We start from the raw sequence: 14,547 nt of genomic DNA, 5'->3' as shown, positions 1-14,547 counted from the left end.
GGCTGGTGGAAGCAGCGATCAACCTCGTTTCGTGATGCCCTGAACAAGTTCGGGCAATTGCCCGAGATCGGATATCTGCAGGAACCGCGGCTCGGCGACCGGCGCCTCGACATGGTCGAGCACCCAGGTCAGTTCGTGCGGCACATGCACGCCCCAACCGCCGGCCTCGATGGCCGGCACCACATCCGACTTCAATGAATTGCCGACCATCATGCTCTTTGCGGGACCGTCACCATGGCGGCTGAAGAGGCGCGCATAGGTCGCGGCATTCTTGTCGCTGACGATCTCGACCGCGTCGAACAGGTCGCCGAGGCCCGATCCGGCCAGCTTGCGCTCCTGGTCGAAGAGATCGCCCTTGGTGATCAGCACCAAGCGGTAGGCGCCGGCGAGTTTCTCCACCGTCTCACGCGCGTGCGGCAAGGGCTCGATCGGGTGGCTCAGCATCTCGCGGCCGGCATCGAGAATCTCCGCTATGACCGAAGCCGGCACCCGCCCGTCGGTGACCTCGATCGCCGTTTCGATCATCGACAGCGTAAATCCCTTGATGCCGAAACCGTAAACGGCAAGGTTGCGCCGTTCGGCCTCCAGCAGTCGCGCCGAGATCTGTTTCTCCTCGGCATGATCGGCAAGCATGGCGGCGAAGCGTTTTTCGGTCATGCGGAAGAACTGCTCGTTCTGCCAAAGCGTATCGTCGGCGTCGAAGCCTATCGTCGTCACTTCGCTACTGGTTCGCATCGCCGATTTCTTCTGTGCAGAACGCCCCTAACGTAAGCCGACCCGCGGGCGATTTTCAACCGCGAAGCCAAATGCCGGCAGTGGCTCCCCTTCCCTTCGGTAGCCGGGCACGGCTATACTCCGAAATCCGCAACTCCATCTGGTGAATGATGCCGCCTGCAAAAAAGGAAGTCCGTCCGTCGAGCCGCGGAGGACGGGCGCGCACGCCTGCTTTCGTGAAAAACCTGCGCGGCGTGAAGAACTGGAAGGAAGTCAGCGAATGGCTGGAATGGCGCGGCATCGAGGATATCGAATGCATCACGCCTGACCAGGCCGGCGTCGCGCGCGGCAAGATGATGCCGTCGAAGAAATTCACCTCCAACACCTCGCTGGCGCTGCCTTCGGCCGTCTTCATGACGACGATTTCCGGTGGCTATCCCGAGGACGGCAACGGCTTCCATTATCCCGAGGACGACGGCGATCTCAAGCTGATGCCGGACCTGTCGACGCTGACTGTGGTGCCCTGGGAGGAAGACCCGACCGCCGCCGTCATCTGCGACCTCGTCCATCAGGACGGCCGTTCGGTCGAATTCACGCCGCGCAATGTCTTGAAGCGCGTGCTCGCAGCCTACGACAGGCTGGGGCTGAAGCCGGTGGTGGCGCCCGAGATCGAATTCTACCTGGTGCGCAAGAATCCGGATCCGGACTATCCGCTGACCCCGCCGGTCGGCCGCTCGGGTCGCGCGATCGGCGGCGGCGCCGGCTATTCGATCGCCGGCGTCAACGAGTTCGATGAACTGATCGACGACATCTACCATTTCTCCGAAAGCCAGGGCCTGGAGATCGACACGCTCATCCATGAAGAGGGCGCCGGCCAGCTCGAGATCAATCTGCGCCACGGCGACCCGATCGAGCTTGCCGACCAGGTGTTCATGTTCAAGCGCACGATCCGCGAGGCGGCGCTGAAACACGAGATCTATGCCACCTTCATGGCCAAGCCGATCCAGGGTCAGCCGGGTTCGGCCATGCATATCCACCAGTCGATCATCGACAAGAAGACGGGCAAGAACATCTTTTCGGCCGAGGACGGCTCGGAAACCGAGGCGTTTTTCCATTTCATCGGCGGCATGCAGAAGCACGTGCCGAACGCGCTGGTGATGTTCGCGCCCTATGTCAATTCCTACCGCCGGCTGACACAGGCGGCCTCGGCTCCGGTCAACAACAAATGGGGCTATGACAACCGCACCACGGCGTTCCGCGTGCCGCGTTCCGATCCGGCGGCGCGGCGTGTCGAAAACCGCATCCCGTCCTCCGACGCCAACCCCTATCTGGCGCTGGCGGCCTCGCTTGCCTGCGGGCTGATCGGCATCACCAGGAAGATCAAGGCCGAGCCTCCGGTGCTGACGACCGCCAATGCGCACGAGATCGACCTGCCGCGCAGCCTGCTTGAAGCCGTCGACCTGTTTGAGGGCGACGAAGAACTCTGCGCGCTGCTGGGCAAATCCTTCGCCGCGACCTATGCGGCGATCAAGCGGGCCGAATTCGAGACCTTCATGGAAGTGATCAGCCCGTGGGAGCGGGAGTATCTGTTGCTGAATGTGTGAGGAAGCGAATAGCGAATAGCGAGTAGCGAGTAGCGAATAGCGAATAGCGAATAGCGAATAGGGAATAGGGAGGAACCGGTATTATTTCTATTCGCTATTCGCTATTCGCTATTCGCTCTTCTGCCCCTTCCATATCCCTGAGTCTTCGCCGTACCATGCCTTACCAATCCCCAATTTCTCCTGGCCGCTCCTGGTATGAAGACACGGCCGGCCCTCGGCCTGAGTATCCTGTGCTCGATGGCGACCGGAGCTGCGATGTTGTCATCGTCGGCGGCGGGTTCACCGGCCTGTCGGCGGCAACGCATCTCGCCAAGGCGGGAACCAATGTCGTCTTGATCGATGCCTGCCGTTTCGGCGATGGCGCGTCCGGGCGCAATGGCGGCCAGCTCGGTACCGGCCAGCGTGCCTGGGCCGAGGATATGGAGGCGGAATACGGATTGTCGCGAGCCAAGGCGCTGTTCGATCTCGCCGAGGAGGCGAAGGCGCATCTCATCGAATTCGCCGCCACCAACCAGATCGATATCGACTACATGCCAGGCCAGCTCTCGGTGGCGCACAAGCAGCGTTACGTCGACGGCTACAAGGCGCATGCCGAGATCATGGCCAGCCGTTTCTCCTACCCGCATATTTCCTTCATGGATAAGACGGAAACAGCGGAGCGGCTGGGCTCGACCGCCTATTTCGGCGGCACCCGCGACACCGGTACCGGCCACATCCATCCGATGACGCTGGTGATCGGCACGGCGCGGGTGGCGGCACAGGCCGGCGCGCAGCTGTTCGAGGGGACGCCATCGACCGGCATCATTTCCGATGGCGGCAAGGTCAAGGTTTCGACACCAAGTGGCACCGTGACGGCGCAAAAGTGCCTGATCGCGGTCAACGCCTATGGCGGAACGCTCGAACCGGTGAGTGCGGCGCACATCATGCCGATCGGCTCGTTCATCGGTGCCACCGTGCCACTTGGCGCGGGATCTACGGTGCTGCCCGGCGGCGAGTCGGTCGATGATTCCCGCTTCGTCGTGCGCTATTTCCGCAAGTCGAGGGATGGCCGGCTGCTGTTCGGCGGACGCGAGGTCTATGGCGTCAACGATCCCAAGGACATCCACATTCATATCCGCCGCCAGATCGCGGAACTCTATCCGGCGCTGGGCGATGTCGAGATCACGCATGGCTGGGGCGGCTACGTCGGCATTACGGTGCCGAGAAAGCCGTTCGTGCGCGAAGTGATGCCGAATGTGATCTCGGCCGGCGGCTATTCCGGCCATGGCGTCATGCTGTCGAACTTCTTCGGCAAGCTCTATGCCGAAACCGTCGCCGGCAATCGCTCCCGGTTGAAGCTGATCGAGGACCTGAAAATTCCGCCATTTCCCGGCGGTCGCCGCTTCCGTACACCGCTGCTATTCCTGGCGCTCAACTGGTTCGCGTTGCGGGACAGGATCTGAAGCGCGACGCGCTTCAGATCCTTTATTCATGTCGTTATCCCAAAACCGTAGACACTTTTGGGCGACATTGCATGAAGCGCCACGCGTTTCAGGTATTTTATGCATGTCGTTGTCCCAAAACCGAGGTCACTTCTGGGCGACATGCATTGGGCCGGATCAGGCCAGCCGCGATGCCATCGCCATCACGGTCTCATGTAATATTGTAATATTCACTGTAACATTTGTTGCCCGGGCGACACATTGCGCAATTGCCGGCAAAGGCGCAGAATCTTCTATAATGGCGCACTGATGCCACAATCGCGGGCGAAAGGTGCCTCTTCTGGGTGATTGTTCGGGGGTTGCTGCGGGCGCCTGCCCGTGTTGATTTTGGGACCGATGCCGATCAAATGCCGAACTTGCGGCACGATCGAAAGAACCTCGGCCCGCTTATGGAGGTGGCGAGATTGAGAGAGCCCTTCAGTTTCGGTGCTCCGGAACGTCGGCGCTTTGCCATGCAGTTCGGCTATGACATGCGCCCGTCCTTCTGGCAGGAAGTCCGTTCGAATTCACATTTGGTGATTGCCGCGGTCGGCACTGCCGCGTTGCTTGGCGTGGCCGCGGTGGCGCTCTGGCTGGCATTGCCGGCCAGCGAGAGGCAAGCCGCCGCCAGCCAGGAGCAGAGCATTCCAAGCATTCCGGTGAAGACGACCAAGATCGTCCCGGCCGGGACCACGGTAGCCGCGGCGGCAACAGTGCCGCAGGCGGAGCGCAAGGCCAATGAGGCCTCTTCGGCCAAGGCTGTCGCCCAGGCCGCCATTCCCGCACTCGCTGCCAACGATCCTCGCTGGACCGGCTCGCAGACAAAAGCCGCACCAGCTCCCGCTTCAGCCGGCCAAGGGACAAGCAAGGCCGAGGAGGCGCCGGACAAGCCGGCCACCACGGCGGCGTTCGCGCAACCGGCGGCCGATAGCGATGCCGCCGCCGAACTTGCCAAAGTTGCCGCGCCGCCCGCGGGGGCAAGTGGCAGCAATCCCGATGGCGCGCAAACCGCGGCTATCCCGACGGTAAAACCGCTGGCACCGGACCAACAGGACGACAATGGTCAAGCCACGGCAAAGCCACGGAAAGTCGCGGCCGCTGGCACTGGACGCGTCCTGAGAGCCGTGACCATGCGCAGCGGTCCGAAGAAGCATGCCGCCGCTATCGTCACGGTGCCAGCCAAGACGTCGGTGCAGGTGATGAGCTGCAAGCAATGGTGCCAGATCGTCTACAACGGCAAGACCGGCTGGGTGTATAAAAGCTATATCAAGCCCGGCGCGTAACTTGCCTGCGCGTCTGGCACCGGCCTCGCTTTCGAGACCCTACGACGACCCGCCACCCAACAGGCCGCGGAATTGCCGCCACACCTTGGCGCGCCGGCGTCGCATGACATGGGCACGATGCTGCTCGTAAGGCAATTCATATAGACCGCAGGTGTGGCAGCCCTCCGACTTGCCGCAGACCGGAACCCAACATTTGACATCATGCGTCCAGGCAAGCGCGATGCGTTCGAGGTGAAGGTTGGATGAGCTTTTGACGAGTATCAGTTCGCCGGGCACAGCCGTTCGCTTGATATGGTCGGAGACTTCCTTCGCCGTCCGAAGCTCGACAAACCGGCCGCAGTCGCGATCGGTCTGACTGGCACGCGAGCGATGTGCGTTGTCTCCCGTATAGATCACCTGATCGACGATTCCCCGCGCGGTTTGATAGGCAAAGGCATATTTCTTGGTGGAGCCGGCGTAATCCGAAATCTGGCCGAGCACGATGCGCTTGCGACTGGAAGTGGCCTTGGCCATCATGTCCAGGGCAAGATTGATCGAGTGCCAGGGTGCCTTAGCGGCATCGAGGATGAATTGCGGGCCGCCTTCGGTGACCAGCACGGCACAGCGATTTACGACCGGCTGGAACGTTGCCACCTGGGCGGCAACCTTGTCCGGGGGGACACCGAGTTCAAGCGCTGTCGCAACGGCGGCAACGGTCGGCAGCCAGAAATGTTCGGCTGGAAAAGGCGTCTCGAGCTGCAGCAGCCCTCTCCGCCAATGGATTGAAAACGTCAGCCGATCTGGATAGGCGGCGCGGATGTCGGTCACACGATAGTCGGCCGTCTCAGCCATGCCGAAGGTGACGACGCGGCATCCGGCGCCGGCAGCCATGTCGGCAACATAAGGATCGTCGGCATTGAGGACAGCAAGGCCGTCTGGCCGTAACGCCGAGACCATCGCACGTTTTTCGACGGCGACGTTTTCGAGCGTCCTGAACCTGGCAACGTGCTCCAGACGAACCATGGTGACGACGGCCACATGCGGCTGCAGCATTTCCGCCATTGGCCTGATCGTGTCGATGCCGGACGCGCCTGCTTCGAAAACAACATAGTCGACCTCGCCCGCTTGCGTCATGCGTTTGTAGAGCGTGCTGACCAGCGAGTTGAAGGTGTTGGCCAGCACGCGCGCATAGGTCGGCCGATGGGCGGCCAATATGTGCCCAAGCAGCGCCGTCACGGTCGATTTTCCCGAACTGCCGGTGACGCCGATGAAGGTCGCCTTGCTTTTCGCCCGGGCACGTCTGGCCCTGGAGGCGCTTACGCGCCACCGCAGGTCTTCGAGAATTTTCCGCAATTTCGACTTCATCGCACCAGCGGCCCCCGGGCGCCCCTGGAAGAACTCCAGGCCCCGCAACCTCAAGTCAAGTCGAAGCCCGAGGCACGGTCAAGCCGGCGATTGCGCCTGACATGGTGCTTCAGATGCAGCGCCCGCCATCGACCTCCAGCGCCACTCCGGTGATGAAGGCGGCTTCGTCCGAAGCCAGCCATAGCGCCGCATTGGCAATATCGAGCGGCGTCGACAGCCGGCCGAGCGGGATCGAGGCGCGGAATTTCTCGCGGATCTCGGGCGTGTCGGCGCCCATGAATTTCTCCAGCATGCCGGTCTCGCCGGCGACCGGGCACAAGCAATTGACGCGAATGTTCTTGGACGCCAGTTCCACCGCCATCGACTTGGTGGCGGTGATCGCCCAACCTTTCGATGCATTGTACCAGGTGAGACCTGGCCGTGGCCGCAGGCCGGCGGTGGAGGCCGTGGTCAGGATCACCCCGCCGCCTTGCCGCTCCATGATCGGCACGACGGCAAGGGCCGCATGGTAGATGGCCTTCATGTTGACTGCCGTGATCAGGTCGAAGGTCGCCTCGTCGACCTTGAGCAAATCGCCATTGCGGTGCGTAAAGCCGGCATTGTTGACCATGATGTCGATGCGGCCGAAAGCGCTTTTGGCGGCGTAGATCATCTCGTCGAATTCGGAACGCAGGGAAACGTCGGTCTGCGTCCAGATCGCCATCTCGCCGATTTCGCCGGCGACACGTTCCGCGCCCTTGGCGTTGAGATCGGCAACGACGACCCTGGCGCCTTCTTCGGCGAAGCGCCTTGCAATGCCTTCGCCAAAGCCCGACGCCGCACCGGTGATGACGGCAACCTTGTTCTCCAGACGCATGCTTTTCCCGCTCCTTGAGTTCATCCCGCCCCTTGCACGAAAGCGCTGCTCGCCGCCGAGGCCCGCACGCCGACGGATACGGCGCAGATTTCTCCCTTAGCTTTCGTCACATTCACGCTCTATGCTGCAACTGCGAAGCGTCCGGAGTCTTCGATCACCGACAAGCCTCCGGGTGGCGCCAAGTGTCAAGCGCACACATGGACCCAATCAATGTCCAGCGATTGGTCCTCGATGTGACACCGTGGCACTGGAAAATTTAAATCGATTAGAATATATCAGCCGCGTACTCGTTAGCGGCGTCAGAGCGGACAGACCATGACCAGCCAGATCATCCCCGTCGACCCTTTCGACTTCATCATTTTCGGCGGCACCGGCGACCTGTCGGAACGCAAGCTTCTGCCGTCGCTCTACTACCGCCAGCGCGACCATCAGTTCTCCGAGCCGACACGCATCATCGGCACGTCGCGCTCGAAAATGAGCGACGACGAATTCCAGGCCTTCGCCAAGCAGGCTATCTCCGACCACGTCAAGCCGGCCGACATCGACCCCAAGGAATTGAAGACTTTCCTGGCGCGGCTTTCCTACGTCTCGGCGGATGCGACGAGCGGAGCCGGCTTCGACAAGCTGAAGAAGGCGATCGGCGAAAGCGACCGCATCCGTGCCTTCTACCTGGCCGTGGCGCCGGCACTGTTCGGCGATATCTCGCACAAGCTCAAAGAGCATGATCTGATCACGCCGAACTCGCGCATCGTGCTGGAGAAGCCGATCGGCCGCGACCTGGCCTCGGCGCAGGCGCTCAACGACCTGGTCGGCGACGACTTCCACGAAAGCCAGATCTTCCGCATCGACCACTATCTCGGCAAGGAGACGGTGCAGAACCTGATGGCGCTGCGCTTTGCCAACGCGCTCTACGAGCCGCTGTGGAACTCCGCCCATATCGACCACGTCCAGATCACCGTGGCCGAGACTGTCGGCCTGGAAGACCGCGTCACTTACTACGACAAGGCCGGCGCACTGCGCGACATGGTGCAGAACCACATGCTGCAGCTGTTGTGCCTCGTCGCCATGGAGGCGCCGTCGTCGATGGACGCAGACGCCGTACGCGACGAGAAGCTGAAGGTGCTCAGGGCGCTGAAACGCATCAACGGCAACGAGGCACCGAAACACACCGTGCGCGGCCAGTACCGCGCCGGCGCCTCGGCCAGCGGAGCCGTCAAGGGCTATGTCGAGGAGCTCGCCCATGACAGCAACACCGAGACCTTCGTCGCCATCAAGGCCGAGATCGGCACCTGGCGCTGGGCGGGCGTTCCGTTCTACCTGCGGACCGGCAAGCGGCTGGCGACCCGGGTTTCGGAAATCGTCATCGAATTCAAGCCGATTCCGCATTCGATCTTCGGCGACACCGCGGGGCCGATCTTCGCCAACCAGCTGGTCATCCGGCTACAGCCCGACGAAGGCGTCAAGCAGTTCATCATGATCAAGGATCCTGGCCCCGGCGGCATGCGGCTGCGCCAGATCTCGCTCGACATGAGCTTCGCGCAGTCCTTCGACGGCCGCGCGCCGGACGCCTATGAGCGGCTGATCATGGACGTCATCCGTGGCAACCAAACGCTGTTCATGCGCCGCGACGAGGTCGAGGCGGCATGGAAATGGATCGACCCGATCCAGAATGCCTGGGAAGGCGCCAGGCAGGAAGCGCAGGGCTACACGGCAGGCACATGGGGGCCGTCGGCCTCGATAGCGCTGATCGAACGTGACGGGCGGACATGGCACGAGAGCAATTGAACGGCGCCAGCTACAACTGGAACGGCTTTGCCGGGCGCCAGGACTTGGCGGCAGCCCTTGCCGGCCATGTCACGGCGCGCCTGACCAAGGCCATCGACGAGCGCGGCACCGCCCTGCTTGCCGTTTCCGGCGGCACCACGCCAGCGAAGTTCTTCGCCGCGCTGTCGGCAATTCCCATTGCCTGGAACAAGGTGACGGTGACACTGGTCGACGAAAGGTTCGTGCCGGCCTCCTCACCGCGCTCGAATGCCGGGCTGGTCGCCGCCAACCTGCTCCAGAATGCAGCGGCCGCGGCGCGCTTCGTGCCGCTGTATCACGAGGCCACAAGCATCGAGACGGCGGCAGGATCCGACGATACGGCACTCAAGGCACTGGCCTGGCCGCTCGACGTCGTGGTGCTCGGCATGGGCAGCGACGGCCACACCGCTTCGTTCTTTCCCGATGCCGACAATCTGCCTGCCTTGCTCGATCCCGCCTCGCAGAGGATCGTGCTGCCGGTGCACGCGCCAAGCGGCGGCGAGCCGCGGCTGACGCTATCGATGGCGCGCATAATTGCCGCCGGCTTCATTGCGCTGCATATCGAGGGCGAGGACAAGCGCACCGCCTTCGAGGATGCGATGGGACCGGGTGCGAAAAAGCCCATTCGCAAAGTGCTCGAAGCAGCACCCATACCAGTAGAGGTGTTCTGGGCACCTTGATTTCACGAAAAGCAGCCCCGGCAAACAGTGGGAGGACGTTCTCCGGGGCTCGAAAGGACCGACCATGACCGCAAGACGCGATATCGAAGCCATCACCGAGCGCATCCGCCAACGCTCGAAGCCAGGACGCGAGCGTTATCTCGGCCGCATCGCCAAAGCCTCGAACCAGACCGCCAACCGGTCGGTGCTGTCCTGCGGCAACCTTGCCCATGGCTTCGCCGTCTGCAGCCCTTCGGAGAAGCTGGCGCTCGGCGCCGACAAGGTGCCGAACCTCGGCATCATCACCTCCTACAACGACATGCTATCGGCGCATCAGCCTTTCGAAACCTTCCCCGCCCTGATCAAGGAGGCCGCGCGTGAAGCAGGCGGCATCGCCCAGGTGGCCGGAGGCGTGCCGGCGATGTGCGATGGCGTCACGCAGGGCCAGCCGGGCATGGAGCTGTCGCTGTTTTCGCGCGACGTCATCGCCATGGCCGCCGCGATCGGCCTGTCGCACAACATGTTCGACGCCGCCGTCTATCTCGGCGTCTGCGACAAGATCGTGCCGGGACTGGTGATCGCGGCGTTGACCTTCGGCCACCTGCCGGCGGTGTTCATTCCGGCCGGTCCGATGACGACAGGCCTGCCCAACGATGAGAAGGCCAAAGTCCGCCAACTCTATGCCGAGGGCAAGGCGGGTCGCGCCGAACTTTTGGAAGCCGAGTCCAAATCATACCACGGGCCAGGCACCTGCACCTTCTACGGCACGGCCAACTCCAACCAGATGCTGATGGAGATCATGGGCCTGCACACGCCGGGTGCTTCCTTCGTCAATCCCGGGACGCCGCTGCGCGAGGCGTTGACCCGCGAGGCGACGAAGCGGGCGCTGGCGATCACCGCGCTCGGCAATGCCTATACGCCCGTCGGGCGCATGATCGACGAGCGCTCTATCGTCAACGGCGTCGTCGGCCTGCATGCCACCGGTGGCTCGACCAACCACACCATCCACCTGATCGCCATGGCGGCGGCGGCCGGCATCGCCATTACCTGGCAGGACATTTCCGACCTCTCGGAAGCCGTACCGCTCCTGGCTCGCGTCTATCCGAACGGGCTTGCCGACGTGAACCATTTCCACGCCGCCGGAGGGCTCGGCTTCCTGATCCGCGAACTGCTCGACGAAGGCATCCTGCACGAAGATGTGCAGACGGTCTGGGGCGAAGGCCTGCGGCCCTATGCGGTCGAGGCAAAGCTCGGCGCTGATGGTTCCGTGGTGCGCGAGGCAGTCCCGCTCCAGAGTGGCGACGAGAAGGTGCTGGCGCCGTTCAGCAAGGCCTTCCAGCCGACCGGCGGCCTGAAGGTGCTGGCGGGCAATCTCGGCCATGCCGTCATCAAGACGTCCGCCGTCAAGCCGGAGCGGCGCCTCATCGAGGCGCCGGCCAAGGTGTTCGACAGCCAGCAGGGGCTGAACGACGCGTTCAAGGCCGGCACGCTGACAGGCGACTTCATCGCCGTCATCCGCTTCCAGGGGCCGAAGGCCAACGGCATGCCGGAACTGCACAAGCTGACCACCGTGCTCGGCATCCTGCAGGATCGCGGCCAGCGCGTCGCACTGGTCACCGACGGGCGCATGTCGGGCGCTTCCGGCAAGGTGCCGGCGGCGATCCATGTGACGCCGGAAGCCGTCGAGGACGGTCCTATCGCCAGGATCCACGACGGCGACGTCATCCGCCTCGACGCCGATGCAGGCACGCTGGAGGTGCTGGTGCCGGGGACGGAGTTCGCGCTGCGCCGCACCGTCGAAGCCGATCTCATCGGCAACGAGTTCGGCTTCGGCCGCGAACTTTTCGCCGGTTTCCGGCAACTGGTCGGACGCGCCGACCACGGCGCCAGCGCATTTGGAACTGCCTGATCTTCTTTCAGACTGTCCCTTGTTTCAGACCATCCCCTCTTTCAGACTGGCAATGAAAAGGGCGGCACGAGGCCGCCCTTTCTTATTGTCTGGATGGATATTTACTGGACTTTAAGCTCGGCCCGCTCGCCGGCCTTGACGGTGAAGGGTGTCTCCTTGTCGGCCTTGTCGGTGGTGAAATTGGTCACGAGCACGTAGTCGCCCGCCGCCAGCGTGGTCTGCATCTTTTCTCCATAGGCGTAGGTCACCTCTTTGCGCTCGCCCTGGATGTCTTTCTTGGCCTCAAAAATCTTGAAGCCGTCAGCACCTGGCGCGTCGACGGACAGCACGCCCGCGTTCAGCGTCACGTTGACATCGGTCATCTGTCCGACCGTCACGCTGAAAGGCTGTTCGGCGGTCGCGGCCTGCACATCGACGCCCATGACATAATCGCCCGGCGGCAAATCGAACTGGCTGTCGGGGCCGTAGGCGTAAGTCACCTGATCGCGAGTGCCGTCGAGCTTCTTGGCGGCCTTGTACACCTTCCAACCCACATCGGTTCCGGCCTTCTCACCGCCCTGGGTGTAGAAGGCATTGGCCTTGGCCTTGCCGACACCGACGATGATGTCCTTGTCGACGACCTGGCCGGCGGCGAGTTGCAAGGTCTCGCTCGCCTCGCCAGCCCCCAGCTTCACGGTGACCTTGGTCTCGCCGGCCGGAACGACGAATTTGACCTCGCCATAGTTGCTGTCCGACGTGCCGCCGGGATAGGCGATGCTGATCTGCGCATTTCGGTCGACATCGGCCTCAGGCGCCGGACGGGCGTGGATGGAGAGCTCCGCGGCGTTCAGATTGAGCGCTACGTCCGTTGCCTTCTCCGCGGTCAGCGAAACCTTCTGCTCCGCCCTGGCGGCACCGCTGGTGGCGACGACGATGTAATTGCCGGCAGCAAGATGGAACTTGACGACGCTGTAGCCGGAATCGACATGCTCGCCGCTGGCCCCCTTGGCATCATCCTTGAAGATTTCATAGTAGACGTCGGACTTCGGCGCCGGGCCACCATCCTTCAGCAGCGCCGTCGGGATGAGATTGAAGTCGACCTCGGCTGCTTTCGGCTCGGGTGCCGGAGTGGGCGCAGGTTCGGGTGCGGGCGCCGGCGCCGTGGCGGCGACGGTTTCGGCCAAAGCTTCCTGCAGCGCCTTCTCGTCGGAGGCCTGGATGTATTTGCCGCCGGTGTTGTCGGCGAGGCAGGCTATCTGCCTGCCTTCGTCGGCGGTCAGGCCGAAGCCGACGACGTCGGCCGTGAAATCGACACCGGACGCTTCGAGTTCCTTGCCAAGCGCACAGGGGTCGCCGCCGCAGGTCTCGAGCCCATCGGTGATGAGGACGACCGTCGCCTTGTCCTCGGTGTATTTCAGCGCTTCGGCCGCCTGCTTGACGGCTGCCGTCAGCGGCGTCTTGCCGAGGAATTTCAGACTGTCCGCGGCATCCGTGATGGCGCTCGCCGAGCCAGCCTGAGGCGGCACGATCAGTTGGATGTCGTCGCAGCTGCCTTTCTCGCGATGACCATAGGCCATGAAGCCGATCTCATCGTCGGCGGGAACCGATTGCAGCACGGTCCTGAGCGATTCGCGGGCAATTTCGAGCTTCGGCTTGCCGTCGATCTGGGCCCACATCGACCCGGAAGCGTCGAGAATGATGAGGACCTTGTTGGCGGCAAAGCCGAACGTCGTCATCGACAAAAGGAGGATCGCCGCAGCGACGCTCCGTGCAAGTCCCGCCATCGAAATCTCCTGATTGATCCACCCCGTTCGCCGGCCGAAGCTATTTGAGCCCTCCTTAGTACACAAGCCCGGACGCGGCCCTGTCCTTCAGGCCTCTGGAGTCTTGGCCACGCTGTAGCGTGGAGCAGCTCAGTAAGTCGTCCGGCGCTCTTCAGAAGGCGGACGGCCGAACTGCAGCCGATAGCTCTGGGCAAAATAGGAATGCGAGGTGAAGCCGGTCGCGATCGCCACATCGAGGATCGGCATGTTGGTCTGGCGCAGCAATTCGCGCGCCCGTTCCAGACGCAGCCGCATGTAGTAGCGGCCGGGCGTGACGTTGAGATGGCGCAGGAAAAGGCGCTCCACCTGGCGCACGGACAGGCCGGCCGACTTGGCGAGCTGTACCGCCGAGAGCGGCTCGTCGAGATGGTCGGCCATCAGCTCGACGATGCGCCTGAGCTTCTCCGACTTGCCGGTGAGATCGCGCTCCGGTCCGACGCGCTGGCGGTCGCCGGCCGAGCGGATGCGCTCATGCTGGAACTGGTTGGCGACGCCATTGGCGAGGTTCGAGCCGAAATCGCCGCGCACGATCTCCAGCATCAGGTCGATCGAGGTGGTGCCGCCGGCGCAGGTGTAGCGCTTGCGGTCGATCTCGAAGACGTTGCCGGTGCAGTTGATGTCGGGAAAACGCTCGACGAAGCCGGCGCGGTTTTCCCAATGGATGGTGCAACGATAGCCGTCGAGCTGGCCGGCCTCGGCCAGCAAATAGGATCCGACCGAGAGCGCGCCAAGCGCGTTGCCGCGCCGGCCCCAGCTGCGCAGGGCAGCCAGAACCTTGCTCTTGCCGGGAAATTCCGTGGTCAGGCCGACCGAGACGAAGAGGATGTCGACCGGCGGCAGGTCGGCGACGCTGTAGTCGATCTTGAGCGGCAGACCGTTGGAAGCCATCACCGGATCGCCATCGGCCGATACCGTGGTCCAGCCGTAGAAATCGCGGCCGAGCAGACGGTTCGCCGACCGGAACGTGTCGATCGCGGCGGCCAGCGAGAACATGGAAAACTTGTCGACCAGCAGGAAGGCAAACTGCCGGCCACCTTGAACGGGATCATTCGTGACCGGCCGTTCCTGGGAAACAGAGGGGTTCGGCAAAGCTGTGGCTTTCAGGGACAACCC

General features: G+C 63.1%; 11 protein-coding genes. 6 read left to right on the top strand and 5 right to left on the bottom strand.

The window, feature by feature from the left end; all coding sequences use genetic code 11:
- Positions 1 to 18 precede the first annotated feature (18 nt).
- Entirely contained in the window at positions 19 to 735 is a 717-nt protein-coding gene (locus LB568_RS17715) for an HAD family hydrolase (protein WP_013893730.1), read from the bottom strand.
- A 146-nt stretch (positions 736 to 881) separates the two neighbouring features.
- Here LB568_RS17715 and LB568_RS17710 point away from each other — a divergent pair, with 146 nt between their 5' ends.
- The 3 genes from LB568_RS17710 to LB568_RS17700 all read left to right on the top strand — a co-directional run bounded on the left by LB568_RS17710 (position 882) and on the right by LB568_RS17700 (position 5,061).
- Positions 882 to 2,318 carry a glutamine synthetase family protein gene (locus LB568_RS17710; protein WP_224730784.1) on the top strand — a complete coding sequence of 479 codons (1,437 nt, stop codon included), beginning with the start codon at positions 882 to 884 and terminating at the stop codon, positions 2,316 to 2,318.
- Positions 2,319 to 2,473: 155 nt separating this feature from the next.
- On the top strand, positions 2,474 to 3,760 hold the full coding sequence (locus LB568_RS17705) for an NAD(P)/FAD-dependent oxidoreductase (RefSeq protein ID WP_224730783.1): 1,287 nt from the start codon (positions 2,474 to 2,476) through the stop codon (positions 3,758 to 3,760).
- A gap of 443 nt (positions 3,761 to 4,203) precedes the next feature.
- Positions 4,204 to 5,061, top strand: a complete 858-nt coding sequence (locus tag LB568_RS17700; RefSeq protein ID WP_224730782.1) for an SH3 domain-containing protein — start codon at positions 4,204 to 4,206, stop codon at positions 5,059 to 5,061.
- Between the two features lie 39 nt (positions 5,062 to 5,100).
- Here LB568_RS17700 and LB568_RS17695 read toward each other — a convergent pair whose 3' ends face one another.
- Positions 5,101 to 6,393 carry a Mur ligase family protein gene (locus tag LB568_RS17695; RefSeq protein ID WP_224730781.1) on the bottom strand — a complete coding sequence of 431 codons (1,293 nt, stop codon included), beginning with the start codon at positions 6,391 to 6,393 and terminating at the stop codon, positions 5,101 to 5,103.
- Between the two features lie 121 nt (positions 6,394 to 6,514).
- On the bottom strand, positions 6,515 to 7,261 hold the full coding sequence (locus LB568_RS17690; RefSeq protein ID WP_224730780.1) for an SDR family oxidoreductase: 747 nt from the start codon (positions 7,259 to 7,261) through the stop codon (positions 6,515 to 6,517).
- A gap of 315 nt (positions 7,262 to 7,576) precedes the next feature.
- On the opposite strand from LB568_RS17690, the gene zwf reads away from it, so the two are divergent.
- The 3 genes from zwf (at position 7,577) to edd (ending at position 11,632) form a co-directional block, all read left to right on the top strand.
- Complete coding sequence (gene zwf, locus LB568_RS17685; RefSeq protein WP_013893724.1) at positions 7,577 to 9,046, top strand: glucose-6-phosphate dehydrogenase; 1,470 nt, start codon at positions 7,577 to 7,579, stop codon at positions 9,044 to 9,046.
- The gene (gene pgl, locus LB568_RS17680) at positions 9,028 to 9,744 is read left to right on the top strand and encodes a 6-phosphogluconolactonase (RefSeq protein WP_140572553.1); all 717 of its coding nucleotides are present in this window, start codon (positions 9,028 to 9,030) and stop codon (positions 9,742 to 9,744) included. Before zwf ends, pgl begins: the two co-directional genes overlap by 19 nt.
- A gap of 64 nt (positions 9,745 to 9,808) precedes the next feature.
- Positions 9,809 to 11,632, top strand: a complete 1,824-nt coding sequence (gene edd / locus LB568_RS17675) for a phosphogluconate dehydratase (RefSeq protein ID WP_224730779.1) — start codon at positions 9,809 to 9,811, stop codon at positions 11,630 to 11,632.
- 101 nt (positions 11,633 to 11,733) lie between these two features.
- Here edd and LB568_RS17670 read toward each other — a convergent pair whose 3' ends face one another.
- Together LB568_RS17670 and LB568_RS17665 are read right to left on the bottom strand one after the other, a co-directional pair.
- Complete coding sequence (locus tag LB568_RS17670) at positions 11,734 to 13,395, bottom strand: vWA domain-containing protein (RefSeq protein WP_224730778.1); 1,662 nt, start codon at positions 13,393 to 13,395, stop codon at positions 11,734 to 11,736.
- Between the two features lie 129 nt (positions 13,396 to 13,524).
- Positions 13,525 to 14,523, bottom strand: a complete 999-nt coding sequence (locus LB568_RS17665) for a GlxA family transcriptional regulator (RefSeq protein WP_032923168.1) — start codon at positions 14,521 to 14,523, stop codon at positions 13,525 to 13,527.
- Between the last annotated feature and the right edge of the window lie 24 nt (positions 14,524 to 14,547).

The sequence above is a fragment of the Mesorhizobium sp. B263B2A genome (genome assembly GCF_020165775.1).
GTDB classification, from domain to species: Bacteria; Pseudomonadota; Alphaproteobacteria; order Rhizobiales; family Rhizobiaceae; genus Mesorhizobium; species Mesorhizobium opportunistum.
This window is presented reverse-complemented; position numbering and strand designations above follow the sequence as displayed.